This is a genomic window from Stenotrophomonas nitritireducens (genome assembly GCF_001700965.1).
Lineage (GTDB): Bacteria > Pseudomonadota > Gammaproteobacteria > Xanthomonadales > Xanthomonadaceae > Stenotrophomonas > Stenotrophomonas nitritireducens_A.
On the sequence record NZ_CP016756.1, the window covers coordinates 221792 to 242712 of the forward strand.

Annotated in this window: 22 protein-coding genes; 13 read left to right on the forward strand and 9 right to left on the reverse strand. The window is 64.4% G+C overall.

Going from position 1 to position 20921, the window contains the following annotated elements:
* Positions 1–36 precede the first annotated feature (36 nt).
* The gene (locus tag BCV67_RS00960) at positions 37–474 is read left to right on the forward strand and encodes a cytochrome c (protein ID WP_062166063.1); all 438 of its coding nucleotides are present in this window, start codon (positions 37–39) and stop codon (positions 472–474) included.
* Between the two features lie 131 nt (positions 475–605).
* A complete protein-coding gene (locus BCV67_RS00965; protein ID WP_062166065.1) occupies positions 606–1091 on the forward strand; it encodes a glycine zipper 2TM domain-containing protein in 486 nt (161 codons plus the stop codon).
* Positions 1092–1160: 69 nt separating this feature from the next.
* Here the strand turns inward: BCV67_RS00965 and BCV67_RS00970 are convergent, their stop codons facing one another.
* A complete protein-coding gene (locus BCV67_RS00970) occupies positions 1161–1370 on the reverse strand; it encodes a cold-shock protein (protein ID WP_054658958.1) in 210 nt (69 codons plus the stop codon).
* A 233-nt stretch (positions 1371–1603) separates the two neighbouring features.
* On the opposite strand from BCV67_RS00970, the gene BCV67_RS00975 reads away from it, so the two are divergent.
* From BCV67_RS00975 to arsC, 3 genes are all read left to right on the forward strand, one after another.
* The gene (locus BCV67_RS00975) at positions 1604–2089 is read left to right on the forward strand and encodes a DUF456 domain-containing protein (protein WP_062166067.1); all 486 of its coding nucleotides are present in this window, start codon (positions 1604–1606) and stop codon (positions 2087–2089) included.
* Between the two features lie 122 nt (positions 2090–2211).
* Entirely contained in the window at positions 2212–3351 is a 1140-nt protein-coding gene (locus tag BCV67_RS00980) for a phospholipase A (RefSeq protein ID WP_062166069.1), read from the forward strand.
* Between the two features lie 3 nt (positions 3352–3354).
* Positions 3355–3705: an arsenate reductase (glutaredoxin) gene (arsC, locus tag BCV67_RS00985; protein WP_062166071.1), complete on the forward strand. Its 351-nt coding sequence runs from the start codon at positions 3355–3357 to the stop codon at positions 3703–3705.
* 45 nt (positions 3706–3750) lie between these two features.
* Here the strand turns inward: arsC and BCV67_RS00990 are convergent, their stop codons facing one another.
* Positions 3751–4284: a DsbA family protein gene (locus tag BCV67_RS00990; protein WP_062166074.1), complete on the reverse strand. Its 534-nt coding sequence runs from the start codon at positions 4282–4284 to the stop codon at positions 3751–3753.
* A gap of 179 nt (positions 4285–4463) precedes the next feature.
* On the opposite strand from BCV67_RS00990, the gene BCV67_RS00995 reads away from it, so the two are divergent.
* Complete coding sequence (locus BCV67_RS00995; protein ID WP_062166075.1) at positions 4464–5573, forward strand: sterol desaturase family protein; 1110 nt, start codon at positions 4464–4466, stop codon at positions 5571–5573.
* A 78-nt stretch (positions 5574–5651) separates the two neighbouring features.
* Here the strand turns inward: BCV67_RS00995 and BCV67_RS01000 are convergent, their stop codons facing one another.
* From BCV67_RS01000 to BCV67_RS01010, 3 genes are all read right to left on the reverse strand, one after another.
* On the reverse strand, positions 5652–6287 hold the full coding sequence (locus BCV67_RS01000) for a glutathione S-transferase family protein (RefSeq protein ID WP_062166077.1): 636 nt from the start codon (positions 6285–6287) through the stop codon (positions 5652–5654).
* A 469-nt stretch (positions 6288–6756) separates the two neighbouring features.
* Positions 6757–7077 (reverse strand): hypothetical protein, encoded by a 321-nt coding sequence (locus BCV67_RS01005; protein WP_156455714.1) that lies wholly within the window; start codon positions 7075–7077, stop codon positions 6757–6759.
* A gap of 81 nt (positions 7078–7158) precedes the next feature.
* The gene (locus BCV67_RS01010) at positions 7159–8676 is read right to left on the reverse strand and encodes a fumarate hydratase (RefSeq protein ID WP_057628325.1); all 1518 of its coding nucleotides are present in this window, start codon (positions 8674–8676) and stop codon (positions 7159–7161) included.
* Between the two features lie 223 nt (positions 8677–8899).
* On the opposite strand from BCV67_RS01010, the gene BCV67_RS01015 reads away from it, so the two are divergent.
* The 6 genes from BCV67_RS01015 (at position 8900) to BCV67_RS01040 (ending at position 14372) form a co-directional block, all read left to right on the forward strand.
* The gene (locus BCV67_RS01015; protein WP_062166081.1) at positions 8900–9799 is read left to right on the forward strand and encodes an RNA polymerase sigma-70 factor; all 900 of its coding nucleotides are present in this window, start codon (positions 8900–8902) and stop codon (positions 9797–9799) included.
* 33 nt (positions 9800–9832) lie between these two features.
* Complete coding sequence (locus BCV67_RS01020; protein ID WP_062171305.1) at positions 9833–10282, forward strand: carboxymuconolactone decarboxylase family protein; 450 nt, start codon at positions 9833–9835, stop codon at positions 10280–10282.
* Positions 10283–10359: 77 nt separating this feature from the next.
* On the forward strand, positions 10360–11004 hold the full coding sequence (locus tag BCV67_RS01025) for a trimeric intracellular cation channel family protein (RefSeq protein ID WP_062166083.1): 645 nt from the start codon (positions 10360–10362) through the stop codon (positions 11002–11004).
* A gap of 186 nt (positions 11005–11190) precedes the next feature.
* Positions 11191–11508 carry a BON domain-containing protein gene (locus BCV67_RS01030; protein ID WP_062166085.1) on the forward strand — a complete coding sequence of 106 codons (318 nt, stop codon included), beginning with the start codon at positions 11191–11193 and terminating at the stop codon, positions 11506–11508.
* 69 nt (positions 11509–11577) lie between these two features.
* A complete protein-coding gene (locus BCV67_RS01035) occupies positions 11578–13443 on the forward strand; it encodes an ABC transporter ATP-binding protein (protein ID WP_062166087.1) in 1866 nt (621 codons plus the stop codon).
* 146 nt (positions 13444–13589) lie between these two features.
* Positions 13590–14372, forward strand: a complete 783-nt coding sequence (locus BCV67_RS01040) for a ferredoxin--NADP reductase (RefSeq protein WP_062166088.1) — start codon at positions 13590–13592, stop codon at positions 14370–14372.
* Between the two features lie 40 nt (positions 14373–14412).
* Here the strand turns inward: BCV67_RS01040 and BCV67_RS01045 are convergent, their stop codons facing one another.
* Positions 14413–14892, reverse strand: a complete 480-nt coding sequence (locus BCV67_RS01045; RefSeq protein ID WP_062171307.1) for a glutathione peroxidase — start codon at positions 14890–14892, stop codon at positions 14413–14415.
* A gap of 153 nt (positions 14893–15045) precedes the next feature.
* On the opposite strand from BCV67_RS01045, the gene BCV67_RS01050 reads away from it, so the two are divergent.
* Positions 15046–17217, forward strand: a complete 2172-nt coding sequence (locus BCV67_RS01050) for a M3 family metallopeptidase (RefSeq protein ID WP_062166089.1) — start codon at positions 15046–15048, stop codon at positions 17215–17217.
* A 354-nt stretch (positions 17218–17571) separates the two neighbouring features.
* On the opposite strand, the gene BCV67_RS01055 is transcribed toward BCV67_RS01050, so the two are convergent.
* Genes BCV67_RS01055 through BCV67_RS01065 form a run of 3 tightly spaced genes read right to left on the reverse strand, consistent with a single transcriptional unit; the run spans position 17572 to position 20920 of the window.
* Positions 17572–18573 (reverse strand): biotin/lipoyl-binding protein, encoded by a 1002-nt coding sequence (locus BCV67_RS01055; protein ID WP_062166090.1) that lies wholly within the window; start codon positions 18571–18573, stop codon positions 17572–17574.
* 9 nt (positions 18574–18582) lie between these two features.
* The gene (locus tag BCV67_RS01060; RefSeq protein ID WP_062166091.1) at positions 18583–18780 is read right to left on the reverse strand and encodes a DUF1656 domain-containing protein; all 198 of its coding nucleotides are present in this window, start codon (positions 18778–18780) and stop codon (positions 18583–18585) included.
* Positions 18770–20920, reverse strand: a complete 2151-nt coding sequence (locus BCV67_RS01065) for an FUSC family protein (RefSeq protein WP_082746447.1) — start codon at positions 20918–20920, stop codon at positions 18770–18772. Before BCV67_RS01065 ends, BCV67_RS01060 begins: the two co-directional genes overlap by 11 nt.
* Position 20921 lies beyond the last annotated feature (1 nt).

The window sequence follows — 20921 nt, forward strand, 5'->3', positions numbered from 1 at the left end:
GTCGCATCCCCAGCCCTGCAGCCCGGAGCCAACGCAATGTCCGATCCCGCACCCGTTCGCAAACCCTCTACCGCCTCGCGCTATCTGTTTGTCCTGATCGCCGGCCTGCTGATCGGCGTGATTGCCACGGTGATGGGAATGCGCGCCATCCAGGCCCGCCAGGACCATTTCCCCGGCAGCCTGATGACGGTGATGGCCAAGCAGGCGCAACTGCTCGCCGACAGCCAGAAGCAGAACCGCTGCAGCGTCGCCGACACCACGCCGCGACTGCAGACCCTGCGCGCCCTGGCAAACGATCTGGAAACCGCCTTTCCCGGGTTGCGCGATGACCAGCGCTTCCAGCAGCACGCCAGTCGCTTCCGCGCGACCTTGAACGACGCACTGGCCAAGCCGCCGGCAGATTGCGCCACCCTGGCTGCTGCGGTGCAAAAAATAGGCAGCGACTGCAAGTCGTGCCATCAGGATTTCAAGTAAGTAAGCAGTGCTTCAACTACGTAAGCGCGTTCTTCACATGTGATTGGCCCTCCATTCACATGTAAAACCGCACGATCTTCGCCGCAGGTCACGCACGTGTACCCAATTCCCATTTGGCAAGGAGAGACACCATGAAGATCCAACTGATCGCTGCAGGCGCGATTGCCAGCTTGGCCCTGGCGGGCTGTGCCACGTCGCCCGGTTACGGCGGCAGCTACAACAATGGTGGCAGCTACGGCAGCAACAACGGCAACTACAACCAGAACCGTTGCACCGATTGCGGCATCGTCACCCGCATCGACACTGTCGCCTCCGGCCGCACGGCGCCCAGCGCCACCGGCGCGATCCTCGGCGGCATCGTTGGTGCCGTGGCCGGCCATGAGATCTCCGACAAGACCGGCGGCAGCAAGGGCAACCAGAACATCGCCTCCGTGGCAGGTGCCGTTGGTGGTGCCTTGGCCGGCAACAAGATCCAGCAGAACGTCACCGGCAACTCGTACGACATCCAGGTGCGCATGGACGATGGCCGCGTGATCGTGGTCAACCAGAAGGACCTGGGCGGCATCCGCGAGAACACCTACGTGCGCGTGGTAAATGGTCGCGTGGTGATCCGCTGAGCCGGCCGCATCATGGTTGAAAAAAGGCCCGCTTGCGCGGGCCTTTTTTTGGCTGGACTGCCGGCCGGTTCAGACCGGTTGTACGGCGTCAGCCTGCAGGCCCTTCTGGCCCTGCACGACGGTGAAGGTGACCTGCTGGCCTTCCTTCAGACTTTTGAAGCCCTGGGTCTGGATGGCGCGGAAGTGTACGAACACGTCCTCACCATTCTCACGGCTGATGAAGCCGAAGCCCTTGGCGTCGTTGAACCACTTGACGGTACCGGTTTCGCGATCAGACATCTCGACTAACTCCCTGTAACTCTCTCGTTTGATGGTTACGCCCGGTAAGGCGGCTGGTTGCAAGGAGGAAGCGAGGTGCAACGATGTAGCAAATCCTTCGATCTACCCATCAGGCCACGATTCACGGTGACCTTGCCAAGCTCAGCGGCTGCAAGTTAACTCGGGCCAAATCAAATTGCAACACCGCGCAACACGTTAAAGTCAACCCCTATTGGACCCCCTTCAGAGTAAACATGGACTATTCATTCATCTTCTATCTGGTTGGCGCCCTGCTGGTGGTTGTCGGCATAGCCGGCATCATCCTGCCCGCGCTGCCGGGGGTTCCACTGGTTTTCGCCGGCCTGCTGCTGGCCGCGTGGGGGGAAGGCTTCAACCGGGTCGGCTGGGTACCGCTGGTGGTGCTGGGGGTGCTCACGGTCATTTCGGTCATCGTCGACGTGATCTCCACCATCGCCGGCGCCAAGAAGGTGGGCGCCAGCAAGCTGGCCCTGATCGGATCGGCCATCGGCACCGTCGCGGGCCTGTTCTTCATGCCCATCGGCCTGTTCGTGGGGCCATTCATCGGCGCGCTGGGCGGCGAATACCTGCACGGCCGCCAGCTGGGCCAGGCCACCAAGGTCGGCTTCGGCACCTGGCTGGGCATCGTCCTGGGGGTGGCACTGAAGCTTGGCCTGGCGGTCGCCATGATCGGCGTGTTCGCCCTGGCATGGTTCTTCTGAAGGCGTCTTGACTCCCTCTGGACAGGCGAATCACCGACAATCCCCACCTTGCCACTGATGCCGATCGGCGACACCGCCTGATCGGCTCGGCCCGGCCACCCCACCGCGACCGGATGGAACCCATGCACAGCCCCGCCCTTTCACCTGCCCTGCTGCTGATCCTGAGCGGTGCCAGCGCCTCCGCCCTTGCCCAGGAATCGTTGACCACCCCGGCCTCGCCGCAGGCCTGTTTCGCGCTGGAGACCGACGCCACCCGCCTGGCTTGTTATGACAATGCGCTCGGCCGCAATGCGCCGGACACCCGCGCCGCCGATGCCGCTGCCGCCGCGGCGCTGCAGGCGCGCAAGGAGGCCAAAGCCGCAGCCAAGGAGCTGGATGAGCCCCTGCCGCGTCGCAACGAACTGTTCGCCCATGACGAGCTGGCCTCGGCCGCCGCCAATGCCGGCCGTGGCTCACTGCTGGACAGCCGCTGGGAGCTGGCCAAGGACTCCAAGCTGGGCCTGTACCAGCTGCGCGCCTACAAGCCGGTCTACCTGCTGCCGGCGTTCTGGAGCAGCAAGCCGAATGAGATGCCGCATTCGCCCAACCCGAACAACACGGTCACCGAGTCCGAACAACTGGACAGCACCGAGCTGAAGTTCCAGCTCAGCTTCAAGACCAAGGTGGCCGAGAACCTGTTTGGCGACAACGGCGACATCTGGGTCGGCTATACCCAGAGTTCGCGCTGGCAGGCCTACAACAGCGAGCTGTCGCGCCCCTTCCGCGAGACCAATTACGAGCCGGAAGTGATGCTGACCTTCCGCAACGGCTATTCGCTGTTCGGCTGGAATGGCCGCATGACCGGCATCAGCCTCAACCACCAGTCCAACGGCCGCAGCGATCCGCTCTCGCGCAGCTGGAACCGGGTGGTGATGAATGTTGGCCTGGATCGCGACAACTGGGCCATCATGCTGCGCCCCTGGTACCGCATCCCGGAAGGGCGCCGCGACGACAACAACCCGGACATCCAGGATTACATGGGGCGCGGCGACGCCACCCTGGTCTACAACCGCAATGGCCACGAACTGGCCATCACCGGCCGCCACTCGCTGCGCAGCGGCGACCGCGCGCACGGCTCGGTACAGGTGGACTACGGCTTCCCGATCAACAACCTGCTGCGCGGCCACGTGCAGGTGTTTGATGGCTATGGCGAAAGCATGATCGACTACAACCACCGCGCCACCTACATCGGTCTTGGCGTGTCGCTGTTGGAGTGGTTCTAAGCCATGCGGGCCACCATCTGGCACAACAACCGCTGTTCCAATTCGCGCGGCGCCCTGGCTTTGCTGCAGGAGGCAGGCGTCGAGGTGGAGGTGATCAACTACCTCGACACGCCGCCCTCGCCGCCCCAACTGCGCGAGCTGCTCGGCGAGATGGGCATGCCTGCGCGCGATCTGCTGCGCAGCAAGGAAGCCGCTTATTCGGAACTGGGCCTGGCCAGCAAGCTCGATGACGAGGCGGCGCTGATCCAGGCGATGAGCCAGCACCCTGCGTTGATCAACCGCCCCATCGTGCGTACCACCAAGGGCACGGCATTATGCCGGCCGCCGGAAACCGTGCTCGGCCTGATCAGCTGAAAAACATCGGCCCAGGGACGCAGCGCACGGCTGCGCCCCGCTGCCTCACTGCTTTGCGGCGAGAGCCTGCATGATCGCGTCGTAGAGTTCCTCGAAACTCTTCTGCGGCTGGAACAACTCGCCGTTGATGAAGAACGCAGGTGTGCCGGTGACCCCACTGCGCACGCCGCTTTCGATGTCACGCTGGATGCGTAGCAGGTTGTGGTTGTCATCCATCGCCGCCGCCAGATCCTGCTCGGACAGGCCCAGTTCGCGCATCAGTTCGCGATACACCACCTCGCCCAGCTGCTGCTGGCTGCGGAACAGCGCATCGTGCGCCTCCCAGAACTTGCCGTGGGCGCCGGCGTACTCGGCCGTGATGGCCGCCGGCAACGCCTGCGGGTGCGCCTGCACCAGCGGGAAGTTGCGGAACACCAGGCACAGCTGCTCGCCGAAACGTTGCTGCAGGCGCTTGACCAGCGAGAACGCCTCGCCGCAATAAGGGCATTGGTAATCGGCGTATTCCACCAACACGACAGGCGCGTCAAGGCGACCCTGGATGTGGTCATCCGCACTTACCGGAACACTCAATCCGCTCATCCATCCACTCCAGACGATTGCTGGCATGCCGGCCCAAGCCGAACGCTTGCCCACTGGCTGCGAGGCTAACCCGGCGCCTGCCCAACCGGCGTGAAGTGGGCGACCGGCAACGCGCCGGCCTACTTCCCCCGTTCAGCAGAGACAGGCAGAATCGGCCCGTCCAAGACAGGAAGTCCGCAATGGCCCGTGCCCGCCGCTCGTTTTTTGCCTATGGCTCTGCACTGCTCGGGGTACTGAGCCTGTTGGCGGTCGCCTGCTTCCACTTTCCCGAGCTGCTGACCAGCCGCGAATTCCGCGCGGTCTACAACGAACAGTTTGCCCGCCACCTGTTGCTGGTCGGACTGGCCGCCGCCTTCATCATGGGCACCCTGGCGATCCTGCGTGACCGCAACAAGCGCATCGCCACCGTTGGCGTGGGCAGTGCGACGCTGGCGGTACTGCTCGGTGGCAGCAACGTGCAGTTCGATGCCATCGGGCAGACACCTTATTCACTGGGCCTGGACTGGTTCGTGCTGTCGCTGTTCTTTTCGGCCTTGGTCTTCGTGCCGCTGGAGCGCTACCTCGGCAAGCGCGAGCTGTCGCCGCTGCGCCCCGGCTGGCGTACCGACGTGGCGTATTTCTTCATGAGCCATGTGCTGGTGCAGTTCATCCTGATCCTGGTTACCGCCTCCACCTCGACCATCGCCGGGCTGGCCGCCTTCCCTGCGTTGAAACAGGCCATCCAGTCGCTGCCGGTGTGGGCACAGTTCCTGATCGCGGTGTTCGTGGCGGACATGGCCCAGGCCCTGCTGCATCGCACCTATCACAACGTTCCCTGGCTCTGGCGCTTCCACGCCGTGCACCATTCCAGCCGGCACATGGACTGGCTGGCCGGCTCACGCGTGCATTTCGTCGAGATCGTGCTGACCCGCAGTGCGGTGCTGCTGCCCTTGCTGATACTGGGGTTTTCCACGCCGGCGGTAAACGCCTATGTGATCCTGGTCGGCCTGCAGGCGGTCCTGGCCCACGCCAATCTGGGCATCCGCTTTGGCTGGCTTGAATACCTGCTGGTGCTGCCGCGCTATCACCACTGGCATCATGCGCGGCAACATGAGTACATCGACGTCAACTACGCCATCCACCTGCCCTTGGTGGACATGTTGATGGGCACCTTCAAGCTGCCGCGCGACCAGGCGCAGTGGCCGCAGGAATACGGCGTCATGAAGCTGGAAACCGTACCGAACGGCATCGTCAAACAGCACCTGATGCCGTTCCAGGGCGGGCGCAAGTTCGAGGATCATGTGGACTGAACCCCGGGCGCTGCAGCAGTTGCAGGAGCGAGGCAAGCCGTGAAGCCACGCTTGCCTGCGCACTCCCGCTACACAGCCTCACCACCAGTCGTTGATTCCCTCACGCCGATAGACCTCGGCAAACGCAGGCCGCGCCTTCATCCGTGCGGCGTGTGCCGCCAGCACCGGCCAGCTGTCGGTCGGACGCGGCATGTTGCGGCTCCAGCGCATCAACATGGTCAGCATGAAGTCCACCACCGACAGCTGCTCGCCGAGCATGTAGGGCCCGTGCGCGGCGAGGTGGTCGGCCACCCGCTGCCACGCCGTTTCCAGCTGCACGCGGGCACGCTGCTTGACCTCGGCCTCGCTTGCCGGGCCGGCCGGTTCATCCGGATAGAACCAGCTGCGATACGCCGGCATCAGGGTGTACACACAGAAGCAGATCCAGCGGTAGTAATCGCCGCGCTCACGGCTGCCCGGTGCCGGCGCGAAGCCCGCCTGCGGATACAGGTCGGCCAACTGCATGGCAATGGCAGCAGACTCTGTCAGCACCTGGCCATCGATGATCAACGCCGGCACACGACCGGCAGGATTGATCGCGAGGAACTCGGGCGACTTCTGCTCACTGCGTTCGAAATCCAACTGCCGCAATTCGTGCTCGACGCCGAGTTCAATCAACAACCAATGCACAACCAATGAAGCGGTACTTTGCGATCCGTACAGAACAACTGACATGCGCTGATTTCCCGGCGGGTGAAGCGGCATTCTAACCGCGCGCCGTTTCCGCGGCGGGGAGACAGGACAACGGGAGAACAGGCAGCGCCGAGCCATGCTCGGCAGGAGCCGTATCGACCAAGCTGCAGGATTTACGAAAGCAATGAAGGCGGCGAAGCAACAGCTACAGCCGAAAGCACCCCTCCCCAACCCTCCCCTTGGCTACGCCAAAGGGAGGGAGCAAAAGCAGGTAGTGCCGAGCCATGGTCGGCAGGGCCGTATCGACTAAGCTGCAGGATTTACGAAAGCAATGAAGGCGCTGAAGCGATAGCTGCAGCCGAAAGCACCCCTCCCCAACCCTCCCCTTGGCTACGCCAAAGGGAGGGAGCACAAGCAGGTAGTGCCGAGCCGTGCTCGGCAGGGCCGTATAGACCGCGCTGCAGGCGCCGCAGGCTCTGCTCTACGCAGCAGCGACTCGAATTGCCCGGATTCAATTGCAGCTGGCCATGCAGCTGTTCAGACGTTCACCGCATACCGACGCGGCCGAGCGGTTCTGGCAGAACGCCTGTGAGGTCTGGCAGGCCCCGCGGAGCTCAGGGTTGCTGATCTTGTCGCACTGGTTGTTTCTGTTGGCCTCACCGCAGTCGCCGTAGTTGCCAGGGGTGGCCGTGCAGCGCTGGTAGGTGGTCTGGCAATAGCTCACGCAGGCAGCTGGATCGTTGCGTGGCGGCTCACTCCAACCACCTCCGCTGGAACAGCCCGTCATCGCCAGCAGTACAGCTGCCAAGCCCGCCCACATCCGTGTATGCATGTCCGCCATCCCGAAATTAAAACAGCCCGAGCATACGCCCGGGCTGTCTGATTGCCATCCCTCGTCGAGGAACGCGCTGGCTTATTCCACAATCACCGGAATCTTGCCGATGCGTGCCTGCCATTCGCGCGGACCAGTCTTGTGGACCGACTCACCGGTGGAATCGACCGCCACGGTCACCGGCATGTCCTGCACGGTGAACTCGTAGATCGCTTCCATGCCCAGGTCGGCAAAACCAACCACCTTGGATGCCTTGATCGCCTTGGACACCAGATACGCCGAACCACCCACGGCCATCAGGTAGGCTGACTTGTTGTCACGGATGGCTTCGATCGCCGCCGGACCCCGTTCGGCCTTGCCGACCATGCCCAACAGACCGGTCTGCTCCAGGATCTGGCGGGTGAACTTGTCCATGCGGGTGGCCGTGGTCGGGCCGGCCGGGCCCACCACTTCGTCACGTACCGGATCGACCGGGCCGACGTAGTAGATGAAGCGACCCTTCAGATCGACCGGCAGCTGCTCGCCCTTGTTGAGCATGTCGACCATGCGCTTGTGCGCGGCGTCACGACCGGTCAGCAGCTTGCCGTTGAGCAGCAGGGTCTGGCCCGGCTTCCAATTGGCCACTTCTTCCGGGGTGATGTTGTCCAGGTCGACGCGGGTGCCCTTGGAGGCGTCGTAGGTGATCTGCGGCCAGTCTTCCAGCGACGGTGGGTCCAGCATCACCGGGCCGCTGCCGTCCAGGGTGAAGTGAGCGTGGCGGGTGGCGGCACAGTTCGGGATCATCGCCACCGGCAGGTTGGCGGCGTGGGTCGGGAAATCCTTGACCTTGATGTCCAGTACCGTGGTCAGGCCGCCCAGGCCCTGGGCGCCGATGCCCAGCGCGTTGACCTTTTCGTACAGTTCCAGGCGCAGCTCTTCGGCACGGTTGGAGGCGCCGCGTGCCTGCAGATCGGTGATGTCGATCGGCTCCATCAGCGATTCCTTGGCCAGCAGCATCGCCTTCTCGGCGGTGCCACCGATGCCGATGCCGAGCATGCCCGGCGGGCACCAGCCAGCGCCCATGGTCGGCACGGTCTTGAGCACCCAGTCGACGATGGAATCGGAGGGGTTGAGCATGGCGAACTTGCTCTTGGCCTCGGAACCACCACCCTTGGCGGCGACGATCACGTCGACTGTATTGCCCGGCACAACCTTGACGTTGACCACGCCCGGAGTGTTGTCCTTGGTATTGGTACGCTTGCCGGCCGGGTCGGCAAGCACCGAGGCGCGCAGCTTGTTGTCCGGGTAGGCGTAGGCGCGGCGGATGCCCTCATTGGCCATGTCCTCGACACCCATGGTGGCGTCGTCCCACCGCACATTCATGCCGATCTCCAGGAACACGGTGACGATGCCGGTGTCCTGGCAGATCGGCCGGTGGCCTTCGGCGCACATGCGCGAGTTGATCAGGATCTGGGCGATGGCCTCTTTGGCCGCCGGCGACTCTTCGCGCTCGTAGGCGGCGGAGAGATTCTTGATGTAGTCGGCCGGGTGGTAGTACGAGATGTACTGCAGCGCGTCGGCGACGGACTGGATGAGGTCTTCCTGCTTGATCGATGTCACGGGCTTGCTCGCTTGCTGAAGGCTGGCGGGGGTTCAGCCACCCATTTTACGCCTTGGGGCGCTGCAGCGCTGCCCGCCCTTGGTTGTAGGAGCGGCGTCAGCCGCGAAGCCGGGTATCTGTCCTTCCACCAGCTTCGCGGCTGACGCCGCTCCTACAACAGCTGGGTATTGTTCGGGCAAAGTGGGGCTGTCACACCCGCCTGCCCTGCGCCGTCCAGCTCATATGAACGCCGAAACCATCTTCCAGAACCATCGCCCGCGCCTGCTCGCCCTGGCCTATCGCCTGCTGGGCAGCCGCGTGGATGCCGAGGACATCGTCCAGGACGCCTGGCTGCGCTGGGCCAACGCCGACATCAGCACCATCCGCGATGCCGAAGCCTGGCTGGTCACCGCCACCACCCGGCTGGGCCTGGACCGCCTGCGTGCGGCCAAGCGTGAGCGCCAGCACTATGTCGGGCCGTGGCTGCCCGAGCCCTGGCAGGTCAACCTGGAGGGCGACGCCTCCGCCGATCCCGCCCAGGCACATGCCGTCGCCGACGAAGTGTCGATGGCCTTCCTCACCCTGTTGGAGCAACTGGGGCCGGAGGAGCGCGCCGCCTTTGTGCTGAAGGAAGCGTTTGACCACGATTACCGGCAGATCGGCGACCTGCTTGGCCATAGCGAAGCCAACTGCCGGCAGCTGGTGCGTCGGGCAAAGCAGCGCCTGCAGACCGGCGCGCCACGCTTCAACGCTGCACCGGCGCAGCACCAGCAACTGCTGCAACGCTTCATGGAGGCTGCGCAGCGTGGCGACAGCCCCGCCATCCAGGCGCTGTTGCATGCCAACGCCGTCGCGCTCTCCGATGGCGGCGGTGTGGTCACTGCGGCAATCCGGCCGCTGCACGGCGCCGAACGCATTGGCCGGCTGTACTGGGCCATTGCCCGTCGCGGCGGCGCCCTGCCTGCGCGGCTGGGCTACGTCAACGGCGAGCCTGCCATCCTGCGTTTTGCCGACGGCAAGCTGGCTTCGTTCACCACCATCGAGGTGGTGGATGGGCGCATCGCGGCGATGTACAGCGTGCTCAATCCAGAAAAACTGCCAGCGCTTGTCACGCGCAGCGGCGCTGCCACGTCCTTGCTGTGAAAGATGGCCATTCCGGCCTTCTGGAGCCCACTGATGTCCAACACCACCTTCCCCCGCGTTCCCTATACCCGCCTGGCCGCCGATGCCTTCAAGGGCCTGCTGGCCACCAGCAAGGCCGTGCATGACAGCAGCATCGACCACGAACTGCAGGAGCTGGTGTTCCTGCGCGTCTCGCAGATCAATGGCTGCGGCTACTGCATGGACATGCACGGCACCGCGCTGCGCAAGGCCGGTATCGAGCCGCGCAAGCTGGACACGCTGCCGGCCTGGCATGAAAGCCGTTACTTCGATGCGCGCGAACGCGCCGCGCTGGGCTGGGCTGAAGCCATGACCCGGTTGCCGGATGGCGCACCTTCGCAGGACGCATTCGACGCATTGACGCCACATTTCGATGACAAGGGCATCAGCGACCTGAGCATGGCGGTAGCCGTGATCAACGCCTGGAACCGCCTCGGCGCCAGCCTGTTGCCGCCACTGCCCTGATCGCCCGTAACAGCGCCGGCCATCATTCCAGAACGGGCTGATGGCCGCCGCCGGCGCGACACCGCACAATACCGCGCATGGGAACCCTCGTACTGATCCTCGACCTCATCGGCACCTTCGTCTTCGCCCTGTCCGGGGCAACGATGGGTGTGCGCCGGCGTCTGGATATCTTCGGCGTGCTGGTGCTGTCGTTCGCGGCCGCATTGGCCGGCGGCATCACCCGCGACCTGCTGATCGGTGCCACCCCGGTGGCGGCGATCAGCGACTGGCGCTACCCGGCGATCACCCTGGCCGCGGGCATCGTCACCTTCTTCTGGGCACCACTGATCGAGCGCATGCAATACCCGGTGCGGATGTTCGACGCGATGGGCTTGGCACTGTTTGCGGTAGCCGGTACGCAGAAGGCCTTGGCCTACGGCATCGATCCACCGATGGCTGCGGCGCTGGGCATGCTGACCGGCATCGGCGGCGGCATCGCCCGTGACGTATTGCTGGCGCAGGTGCCGCTGGTGCTGCAGGCCGAGTTGTATGCCGTCGCAGCACTGGCCGGTGCGGCGGTTGTCGCCGTGGGTTACTGGCTGGGCCTGCCGCCCTTGCCCTGTGCGCTGGTCGGCGCCGGCTTGTGTTTTGGCCTGCGGATGATGGCGATGCATTTCGGCTGGCACCTGCCCGTGGCGCTGCAATCGTCGGAACCGCCACCGCCGGAAGGGCCGCGCAGCTGAGGCGCTTCCCGCCTGCGCCGGAATGACGGTGCAAGCAAAGAAGCAAAAGCAACAGCAAGAACAAGGGCACCCCTCCCCGGCCCTCCCCTTGCCTGCGGCAAAGGGAGGGAGCAAAGCCCCCCAAGTAACACCAAGCTCACACCGCATCGGCCATGGTGGATCCTCCCGTTACCAAAGGATCCCACCATGGCCGTAGAACGCCCCGACTCCCTGATAGGCGATGAAGTCGTCCGCACCCTCGGCAAGCAGGCGCAGTCATCGCAGGTGCTGGCACAGGTGAAGGATGGCCAGGTGACGCTGTCCGGCGATGTGCCCAGCAGCGAGGCCAAGCACCAGGTGGAAGCCGTCGTGGCCGCCATTGAAGGCGTGCGCAAGGTGGTCAGCCACCTTCATGTGGACAGCGGCAAGCGCTCTTTCGGCGCACCGGGTGAAGCGATACGCGACAACCCGGACGGCCGCGATGATGCGCAGATGGGCGATATCGATCTGGGCAAGGACGGTTGAACGCGGCAGCAGCTACGGGCCGCGCCTTTGCGGGTAACCTGAAGTGGCACCTCGCCGCCTGAGTCACCCATGCCCCACCCCGCCGCCGCGCCAGCATCCACCCAGAAACCCAGCTTCCGCGAGCGCGTGAATGCCATGCGCAACCTGCCGCCGTTCCTGCGGCAGGTATGGCAGACCAGCCGCTGGCTGACCATGACCAGCCTTGGCCTGCGCCTGATCCGCGCGCTGATGCCGGTGGCGATGCTGTATGTGGGCAAGTTGATCATCGACGAGGCGGTACGCCTGGCCGGTGCCGGTGCCATGCCCCCGCTGGCCGAGGCGTTCTCCAGCGGTTACCTCAACACCCTGCTTGAGCTGCTGTTGCTGGAACTGGCCATCGCGATCAGCTCGGACCTGCTCGGCCGGCTGATCAACTACGCCGATTCGCTGCTGTCCGAGCTGTTCACCAACGCCACCAGCGTGCGCCTGATGGAGCACGCCGCCGAGCTGGACCTGGAAGACTTCGAAGACCCGGACCTGCAGGACAAGCTGGACCGCGCCCGGCGCCAGACAATGGGCCGCATGAGCCTGATGAGCCAGCTGTTCGGCCAGGTGCAGGACAGCATCACCGTGATCAGTTTTGCCGCCGGCCTGATCGTCTATGCGCCGTGGTTGATCGTGCTGCTGGCGATCGCCCTGGTGCCGGCCTTCATCGGCGAATCGCACTTCAACACCTTGGGCTACTCGCTCAATTTCAGCTGGACGCCGGAGCGCCGCCAGCTCGATTACCTGCGCCAGGTAGGCGCCAGCGTGGAAACGGCCAAGGAGGTGAAGATCTTCAACCTCAACCGTTTCCTGATTGACCGCTACAAGCTGCTGGCCGAACGTTTCTACAAGGCCAACCGCGCGCTGGCGCGCAAGCGGGCGATCTGGGGCACCCTGCTGGCGGCCCTGGGCACGCTGGGGTATTACACCGCCTACGCCTATATCGCCTGGCGCACCATCCGCGGCGATTTCAGCATCGGCGACCTGACCTTCCTGTCCGGCAGCTTCCTGCGCCTGCGGCAATTGCTGGAAGGCCTGCTGACCGGCTTCTCGCAGGTGGCGGGGCAGGCGCTGTACCTGGACGACCTGTTCTCGTTCTTCGCCATCGAACCGGAAATCCGCTCGCGCCCGGACGCCGTGGCGATACCGCGCCCGATCCGCGAAGGCTTCGTGTTCGACAACGTCGGCTTCCGCTACCCCGATGCCGAGCGCTGGGCCGTGCGCAATCTGAGCTTCCAACTGCAGGCCGGTGAAGTCATCGCCCTGGTTGGCGAGAACGGCGCCGGCAAGACCACCCTGGTCAAGCTGCTGGCCCGCCTGTACGACCCGGATGAGGGCCGCATCCTGCTGGACGGCCGCGATCTGCGCGAGTACGACCTGGATGACCTGCGCGCCAACATGGGGGTGATCTTCCAGGACTTCGTGCGCTACCACCTGTCTGCCGGCGAGAACATCGGTGTCGGCCTGGTCGAAGCCATGGGCGACAGCACACGGATCCGCGACGCCGCCCACCGCGCGCTTGCCGATGAGGTGATCGACGCCCTGCCCGCCGGTTACGACCAGCTGATCGGCCGCCGCTTCAAGACCGGCGTGGACCTGTCCGGCGGCCAGTGGCAGAAGATCGCCATCGCCCGCGCCTATATGCGCGATGCGCAGGTGATGATCCTCGACGAGCCGACCGCCGCCTTGGATGCACGCGCCGAGTTCGAAGTGTTCCAGCGTTTCAAGGAACTGTCGGACAACCGTACCGCGGTATTGATCTCGCACCGCTTTTCGTCGGTACGCATGGCCGACCGCATCCTGGTGCTGGCCGACGGCCGCATCGAGGCCAGTGGCACCCATGAGGAGCTGATGATCGAAGGCGGCCGCTACGCCGAACTGTTCGAGCTGCAAGCCGCCGGCTACAGATAAGGCATAACTTGTAGTGCCGAGCCATGCTCGGCACTACAGGGTTCTGGAATGCCGGCCCCACCCTGACAATGCCGTTCAAATGAGATTTATTCTTATTTGAACGAAGTCGGCTAGAATACGCAGGTCTCCCATCTACGAATCACGGCATGTCTTCCGCTTTTGGCGCCGAAACGGTGCTTGAAGTCCGTCATTGGACGGACGCCTACTTCAGCTTCTCCACCACCCGCGACAGCGGCTTCCGCTTCGAGAATGGCCAGTTCGTGATGATCGGGCTGGAAAACGAAGGCGCCCGCCCGCTGATGCGTGCCTATTCCATCGCCAGCGCCAACTGGGAAGAGCAGCTTCACTTCTTCAGCATCAAGGTGCAGGACGGCGCGTTGACCTCGCGCCTGCAGCACCTCAAGCCCGGCGACAAGGTGCTGGTCGGCAAGAAGCCCACCGGCACCTTGCTGATCAGCGATCTGCATCCGGGCAAGCATCTTTATCTGCTGGGTACCGGCACCGGCCTTGCGCCGTGGCTGAGCGTGGCCAAGGACCCGGAAACCTATGAGCGTTTCGAGAAGGTCATCGTCTGCCACGGCGTGCGCTTCGAGAGCGACCTGGCCTACCGCGAGTACTTCGAGGAAGAACTGCCGAACGATGAAATCCTCGGCGACATCGTCCGCGACAAGCTGCTGTACTACCCGGCCGTCACCCGCGAGCCCTTCCCCAACCAGGGCCGGCTGACCTCACTGATGGAAAGCGGGCAGATGCAGGAAAGCCTGGGGCTGCCCCCGTTGGACCCGGCCAACGACCGCTTCATGATCTGCGGCAGCCCGCACATGCTGGCCGACCTGCGCAGCGTGCTCGATGCCCGTGGCTTCCAGGCCTCAACCCGTATCGGCACTGCCGGCCATTACGTGTTCGAACGCGCCTTCGTCGAGAAGTAAGCAACACCGTGGGAGCGGCTTGCGCCGCTGCCACAACGCGTTACAACGCCGCCCGGATATCGGCTTCAAGCGCTTCCGGGCGCGCGGTGGGGGCGTAGCGGGCGGCCACCTGGCCGTTGCGGCCTATCAGGAACTTGGTGAAGTTCCATTTGATCGCGGCGATGCCCAGGGCACCGCGCTTCTGCCGCTGCAGCCACTGCCATAGCGGATCAGCGTCGGCTCCGTTGACCTTGAGCTTGGCCGACATCGGGAAGCTGACACCGTAATTGAGGCTGCAGAAGGCCTGGATGTCCTCGGCATCACCCGGCTCCTGATGGCCGAACTGGTCGCACGGGCAGCCCAGCACTACCAGACCCTGCGGCCCGAGCGTCTGCCACAGCTGCTCCAGCCCCTGGTATTGCGGGGTGAAACCGCATTTGGAAGCGGTGTTGACGATCAGCAGCACCTTGCCGTCAAACCTTGCCAGCGGCAGGGGACTGCCATCCAGCGCGGGCAGCTCGAAATCAAATGCATTGGGCATGGCGCAGCTCCAGTCAAGGCGGCCAGCGTACGCCATCACGGCGCCAACGGCATGCAAGATGTGGCCTTTCAGCGCAACCCTGCCATTCGACACACCCACGCGGCGGCGCCGGCAGGTACTCTGGAAGATCAGTCTTTTATCGGAGTTTCCGCCTTGAACACCCGTCTCGCCCTCGCCCTTGCCGCGACCCTGGGCCTTGCCCTGCCGGCCTACAGCCTGACCGCGAACGCGGCGACCACCCAGTCGGCGCAGCAGGCCAACCCGTTCTTCGCTGAAAGCCCGCTGCCACTGCACTACCCGCAGTTCGACAAGATCAAGGACGCCGATTTCGCGCCTGCCTTCGACGCCGGCATGGCGCAGCAGCTGCAGGAAGTGGAGGCGATTGCCAACAACCCGGCCGCGCCCACCTTTGAAAACACCCTGATCGCGCTGGAAAACAGCGGCGCCGTGCTTGACCGCGCCACCACCGTGTTCTTCTCGCTGATCGGCGCCGACACCAACGATGCGCGCAAGAAGCTGCAGGGCGACTACTCGGCCAAGTTCGCCGCACACAGCGACGCCATCAACCTCAACGGCAAGCTGTTCGCACGCATCGAAACCCTCTACAACAACCGCGCCAAGCTGGGCCTGGATGCCGAGAGCCTGCGCCTGGTTGAAAAGTACTACGACAACTTCGTGCGCGCCGGCGCCAAGCTGGGCGACGCCGACAAGGCCAAGCTCAAGGCGATGAACGCCGAGCTGGCCAACCTGGGCACCAAGTTCAGCCAGAACGTGCTGGCCGAGGTCAACGCCTCCTTCATCGTGGTTGACGACGTCAAGCAGCTGGACGGCCTGTCGGCCGAGCAGATCGCTGCCGCCGCTGAAGCCGCCAAGGCCCGCAAGCTGGACGGCAAGTACGTCATCGCTCTGCTCAACACCACCGGCCAGCCGCCGCTGACCAACCTGGCCAACCGCGAACTGCGCCAGAAGATCTACGAAGCCTCCATCTCGCGTGGCAGCAAGGGTGGCGAGTACGACAACACCGCCCTGGTCTCGCGCATCATGACCCTGCGCGCCGAGAAGGCCGCGCTGATGGGCTTCCCGAACTTCGCCAGCTACTCGCTGGGCAACCAGACCGCCAAGACCCCGGAAGCGGTCAACGCCATGCTGGGCCAGTTGGCCCCGGCCGCGGTGACCAACGCCAAGCGCGAAGCCGCCGACCTGCAGGCGATGATCGACAGCGAGCAGAAGGCTGCCGGCAAGCCGACGTTCGAGCTGCAGCCGTGGGACTGGGCGTTCTATAGCGAGAAGGTGCGCCAGGCCAAGTACAACTTCGACGAATCGCAGCTCAAGCCCTACTTCGAGCTGAAGAACGTGCTGGAGAACGGCGTGTTCTTCGCCGCCGGCAAGGAGTTCGGCCTGAGCTTCAAGCAGCGCACCGACCTGCCGGTCTACCACGATGACGTCACAGTCTATGACGTGTTCGACGCCGACGGCAGCCAGCTGGCGATCTTCATCTTCGACCCGTACGCACGCGAGTCCAAGCGTGGCGGTGCGTGGATGAACGCCTATGTCTCGCAGTCGGGCCTGACCGGTGACAAGCCGGTGGTGGCCAACCACCTCAACATCCCCAAGCCGCCGGCCGGCAAGCCGACCCTGCTGACCTGGGATGAAGTGACCACCACCTTCCACGAATTCGGCCATGCGCTGCACGGCATGTTCTCGGACGTGAAGTACCCGTACTTCGCCGGCACCGCCGTGCCGCGTGACTTCGTCGAGTTCCCCTCGCAGGTGAACGAGATGTGGTCCGACGAGCCGACCATCCTGGCCAACTACGCCAAGCATTACCAGAACGGTTCGGCGATGCCGCAGGCACTGCTGGACAAGGTGATTGCCGCTTCCAAGTTCAACCAGGGCTTTGCCACCACCGAATACCTGGGCGCGGCGATGCTGGACCAGAACTGGCACCAGATTGGCGTTGGCCAGATCCCGGCACCGAAGGACGTGATGAAGTTCGAGCACGAAGCACTGGTCAAGGACGGCATCTATTACGCGCCGGTCCCGCCGCGCTACAAGACCCCGTACTTCAGCCACATCATGGGCGGCTACTCGGCCGGCTACTACGCCTACATCTGGTCGGAAGTGCTGGACGCCAACACCCAGAAGTGGTTCCGCGAGAATGGCGGCCTGTCGCGCGCCAACGGCGACCATTTCCGCAAGACCCTGCTGTCCAAGGGCGGCAGCGTTGACGCGATGGAGCTGTTCCGCAACTTCGCCGGCCATGAGCCGCAGATCGAGCCGTTGCTGGAGAAGCGCGGCCTGACCACCGGTGCTGCTGCCAAGTAAGTCGCTACTGGTTTTGATGGAATGAAAACGCCCGGCTTTGCCGGGCGTTTTCTTTGCTGGGTGGGGTTAAGTCAAAAGCCCGCCCTCATCCGCCCTTCGGGCACCTTCTCCCGCAAGCGGGAGGAGGGAGCTGTCCAACATCATGAGGAGCTGACGCATTGCGTGCGCTCAAGCATTGCGCGGCAAACCAACAGCACACGGAGAGCCAGCCTCCCCTTCTCCCGCTCGCGGGAGAAGGTGCCCGAAGGGCGGATGAGGGGGCTCCGTGTCTTGGCTCTGTGCCTTGGCTTTGTGCCTCGGCTCTACGCTTCAGCCGCTCGACCGCCCCACATCAGCAACCGATTCAACCAACCCTTACCGCCCGGCCTCCACAATCACCGTCGCGGTCATGCCATTGGCCAGCACCACATTTTTTGCCAGCGATCCCGCATCCAGCTTGATCCGCACCGGAATACGCTGCGCCAGGCGCACCCAGTTGTAGGTCGGGTTGACGTTGGCCAGCAGATCACTGCCGGTCGGGCTGTCCGCATCGGTGATGCCGTGCGCGATGCTCTCGATATGACCGTGCAGCTCCTGCCCGCTCATCAGCTGCACGCGCGTGCCGTCACCGACATGCAGGTTTGCCAGCTTGGTCTCTTCAAAATAGCCATAGACCCAGAACGAATCGGTATCGATCACCGCCAGCTTGGCCGCACCGGCCGTCGCGTAGTCACCCTGGCGCACTTCCAGATTGGTGACGTAGCCATCCACCGGTGCGCGCACCTGGGTGCGCTCCAGATTCAACGCTGCCGTATCCAGCGCCGCCTGTGCCTGCTCCACCGCCGCCAACGCCTGCTGCTGCGAGGCGCTGGCCTGTTGGCGGCTGGCCTGCGCCTGCGCCACACCGGCGCGCGCTGCCTGCGCCGCACTGAGCGCATCGGTGCGCGATTCTTCGGAGATCAAGCTGCCGGTGATGCGCTGGCGGCGTTCGTACTGCTGCTCGTAACGGCTGGCGTTCGCGCTCTGCTGCGCTGCGCCGGCAGCCGCGACCTGGATGCTGGCGCCGGCCGCGCGCGCCGACGCCTGTGCGGCGGCCAGATTGCCGCGCGCCTGGTTCAAGGCATTCCGGTAGCGCGCCGGGTCGATCTGGTAGAGCACATCGCCGCGCTTGACCAACTGGTTGTCGCGCACCGCAACCGTAGTGACCGGGCCGGAGACGTCCGGCGCCACCCGCACCACCTCGGCACGCAGGCGTCCTTCGCGGGTCCACGGCGAATACATGTAATGGCGCCACATCGCCATTGCGATCAGAGCGGCGATGACCACCACCACGGCGGTGATGGAGAAACGAAGAAGGGATTGGACTTTGGGGGACATGGGAGATTCTCAGAAGAGCAGCAGGCCGAAGCCACCAAACAGGCAGATGAAGATCGCGGTGCGGAACAAGGCCGGGTGCCAGACACCGCGGTACCAGCCGCGACGGCCGGCAATCGTGTCCAGGGCCCACACCAGTACGCAGACAAGCAGGAACAACAGCAGCAGACCGGGAAACAGTGTTCCTGCGAATGCAATTTCAATGGGCATGGACAGGGCTCTCCTTGGTCGGTTCGGACGCAGTGATATAGGCCGCCATGACCGAGCGGTCATCCACCATCGCCAGGCGAACCAGGCGCAGATGCAGCAGCACGCGCGCCGCCACACCGCGCTCTCCGGCCTGTTCGCGGGCCAATGCCACCGCCGCTTCCAGCGCCCGGTCAGCCCGCTGCCACCCATCCACGCTTGGCAGGGTGAAGAATGCGGACAGGGCCTGCACCACCGCGTCCACCCGCTGGTGCAGCAGGGTGAATGCCGGCTCATGCGCCACGTCGTGACGCAGATGGATCAATGCCCGGCCGGTCTCGTTGACCGCCAAGGCCCAGGCCAGCTGCTCGCTGGATTCGCTGCTGCCCGGCGCGGTGTGCATGACGATCTGGTGCAGCAGGTCGCTGTTGCTGCTTTCAAAACGCTGCTGGAGGCCGCGCAACGGTGCCTGCGCGGCCAAGCGTACCTGCGCACGCAGGCCGGCCATCTGTCGCCGCCGCAGCCAGGCGGTTCCCACCAATGGCGGCATCAGCGCAAAACTCAGCACGGCTGCGCCCATCGCGAACATGTGCGAGGTGCCTTCGTTGAAAAAACGCAGCGGGTCGAAGCTATGCACGCCGCTGATGGCCAGCATGTTGACCAGCCCCAGCGTATAGCCCAGACCAAATACCGTCAGCTTGGGACGACTGACCAGGTACGGCCCGATCAGGAAGAACGGCAGCAGGCCGGCAACCAGCAGCGTATAGCCCTCCATCCTGGTCAATACCGCGTAATCGCACACATAGGCCGCAAGCACACCGACCAGATAGCCCCAGGCGACCTTGCCGGTCATCCGCGCCGCACTGGGAACCGTGGCGAACAGGCCGGAAAAGATGGTTGCCAGCAGCATCACGTTGACCGCCATCGCCCAGCCACTGGCAGCCCACAACGCGCCCAGCAGCAGCATGGTGATGGCGGTGCGGATGAAGGCCACCGCGGCGCCCAGATAGTCATTGCCGCGCACGAAATGCGCACGCGCATCTTCCTGGGTTGGCGCAACCTGCAACGTCAGCTGGCCGCGCGCAAGCACGTATTGCTCCAGTTCCTTGACGAAGCGGCGCAGCAACTCGGCACCCACGGCAAAATCCTCAATCCTTGCCGCATCGGCCAACACCGTACGCAGCTGTGCTGCGTGCGCCGGGAGCCCTCTGCGCACTGCATGGATCTGCGCGGCAAGCTGCTCGGGCTGCTGCGGATCGCCAGCCTGCAACGCTGCACCCAACGGCTGATACAGGGTCTGCAGTGCCCGCCCTACCGCCGGGTCCGGCTGGCGCAGCAGGCGGTTGATCAGGTGATGCAATGACTGAAAACTGGTGGACGCGGCCATGAAGCGTTGGTTGAAACGCTGCAGGTGGGCGCTGCGTGCCCGCGCCTCGGGGTCTTCGAAAATCACTGAACTGCGCAGGTCTTCCAATGTCACCGCATCACGCACCACGCGCAGGTGGGCCTGTTCCATCTGCCCGCGCGCCGTCTCGCCAAGCAGGGCGCCGCGCGTGAAATCAAGAAAGCTGCCGTACTGGCTGGACACCGCCGCGCGCAGGGTATCGCGCAGGCGCACCGGGAATATCGTGTCGCTGATCACCGCGGTTACCAGCAGGCCAAGCAGCACCTCGCTGATACGCGCCACCGCCGAATCAAAGATCTGGCCCGGATGGGTGGAGATGACGGGCAAGGCAATGATCGCAGCGGTATAACCGGCCAGCACGAAGGCATAGGACTTGAAGTTGCGGTGCAAGGTGGCGCCGGCGGTACAGCCGGCGATCCACAGTGCCATCAACACCAGGAAGGGCTCACGCTGCTGCGGGAACAGCCCCACGATCAGCAATGCGGCGGCCGCGCCGACCAAGGTGCCCAGCACCCGGTAGAACGCCTTTGCCAGGACCATGCCGCTCTGCCGGTGCATCACGATGACGGTGGTCATCATCGCCGTGCCCGGCTGTGGCAATTGCAGGCGCATTGCCAGCCAACCGGTGAGAAAGAACGCCACCGTGGTCCGCAATACGAACAGCCAGGTATCTCCCTCGCCTTTCAGGAACCCGGCCATTCCCGCATGCCAGGGCGTTGCCGTGGCCTGCGTGTTTACTGTCGTGGAAGTAGCGGCCATG

Bases quoted from the DNA above. Each gene is read 5' to 3' on its own strand.
- BCV67_RS00960 (WP_062166063.1), top strand. From the start codon at position 37: ATGTCCGATCCCGCACCCGTTCGCAAACCCTCTACCGCCTCGCGCTAT.
- BCV67_RS00965 (WP_062166065.1), top strand. From the start codon at position 606: ATGAAGATCCAACTGATCGCTGCAGGCGCGATTGCCAGCTTGGCCCTG.
- BCV67_RS00970 (WP_054658958.1), bottom strand. From the start codon at position 1,370: ATGTCTGATCGCGAAACCGGTACCGTCAAGTGGTTCAACGACGCCAAG.
- BCV67_RS00975 (WP_062166067.1), top strand. From the start codon at position 1,604: ATGGACTATTCATTCATCTTCTATCTGGTTGGCGCCCTGCTGGTGGTT.
- BCV67_RS00980 (WP_062166069.1), top strand. From the start codon at position 2,212: ATGCACAGCCCCGCCCTTTCACCTGCCCTGCTGCTGATCCTGAGCGGT.
- arsC (WP_062166071.1), top strand. From the start codon at position 3,355: ATGCGGGCCACCATCTGGCACAACAACCGCTGTTCCAATTCGCGCGGC.
- BCV67_RS00990 (WP_062166074.1), bottom strand. From the start codon at position 4,284: ATGAGCGGATTGAGTGTTCCGGTAAGTGCGGATGACCACATCCAGGGT.
- BCV67_RS00995 (WP_062166075.1), top strand. From the start codon at position 4,464: ATGGCCCGTGCCCGCCGCTCGTTTTTTGCCTATGGCTCTGCACTGCTC.
- BCV67_RS01000 (WP_062166077.1), bottom strand. From the start codon at position 6,287: ATGTCAGTTGTTCTGTACGGATCGCAAAGTACCGCTTCATTGGTTGTG.
- BCV67_RS01005 (WP_156455714.1), bottom strand. From the start codon at position 7,077: ATGCATACACGGATGTGGGCGGGCTTGGCAGCTGTACTGCTGGCGATG.
- BCV67_RS01015 (WP_062166081.1), top strand. From the start codon at position 8,900: ATGAACGCCGAAACCATCTTCCAGAACCATCGCCCGCGCCTGCTCGCC.
- BCV67_RS01020 (WP_062171305.1), top strand. From the start codon at position 9,833: ATGTCCAACACCACCTTCCCCCGCGTTCCCTATACCCGCCTGGCCGCC.
- BCV67_RS01025 (WP_062166083.1), top strand. From the start codon at position 10,360: ATGGGAACCCTCGTACTGATCCTCGACCTCATCGGCACCTTCGTCTTC.
- BCV67_RS01030 (WP_062166085.1), top strand. From the start codon at position 11,191: ATGGCCGTAGAACGCCCCGACTCCCTGATAGGCGATGAAGTCGTCCGC.
- BCV67_RS01035 (WP_062166087.1), top strand. From the start codon at position 11,578: ATGCCCCACCCCGCCGCCGCGCCAGCATCCACCCAGAAACCCAGCTTC.
- BCV67_RS01040 (WP_062166088.1), top strand. From the start codon at position 13,590: ATGTCTTCCGCTTTTGGCGCCGAAACGGTGCTTGAAGTCCGTCATTGG.
- BCV67_RS01045 (WP_062171307.1), bottom strand. From the start codon at position 14,892: ATGCCCAATGCATTTGATTTCGAGCTGCCCGCGCTGGATGGCAGTCCC.
- BCV67_RS01055 (WP_062166090.1), bottom strand. From the start codon at position 18,573: ATGTCCCCCAAAGTCCAATCCCTTCTTCGTTTCTCCATCACCGCCGTG.
- BCV67_RS01060 (WP_062166091.1), bottom strand. From the start codon at position 18,780: ATGCCCATTGAAATTGCATTCGCAGGAACACTGTTTCCCGGTCTGCTG.
- BCV67_RS01065 (WP_082746447.1), bottom strand. From the start codon at position 20,920: ATGGCCGCTACTTCCACGACAGTAAACACGCAGGCCACGGCAACGCCC.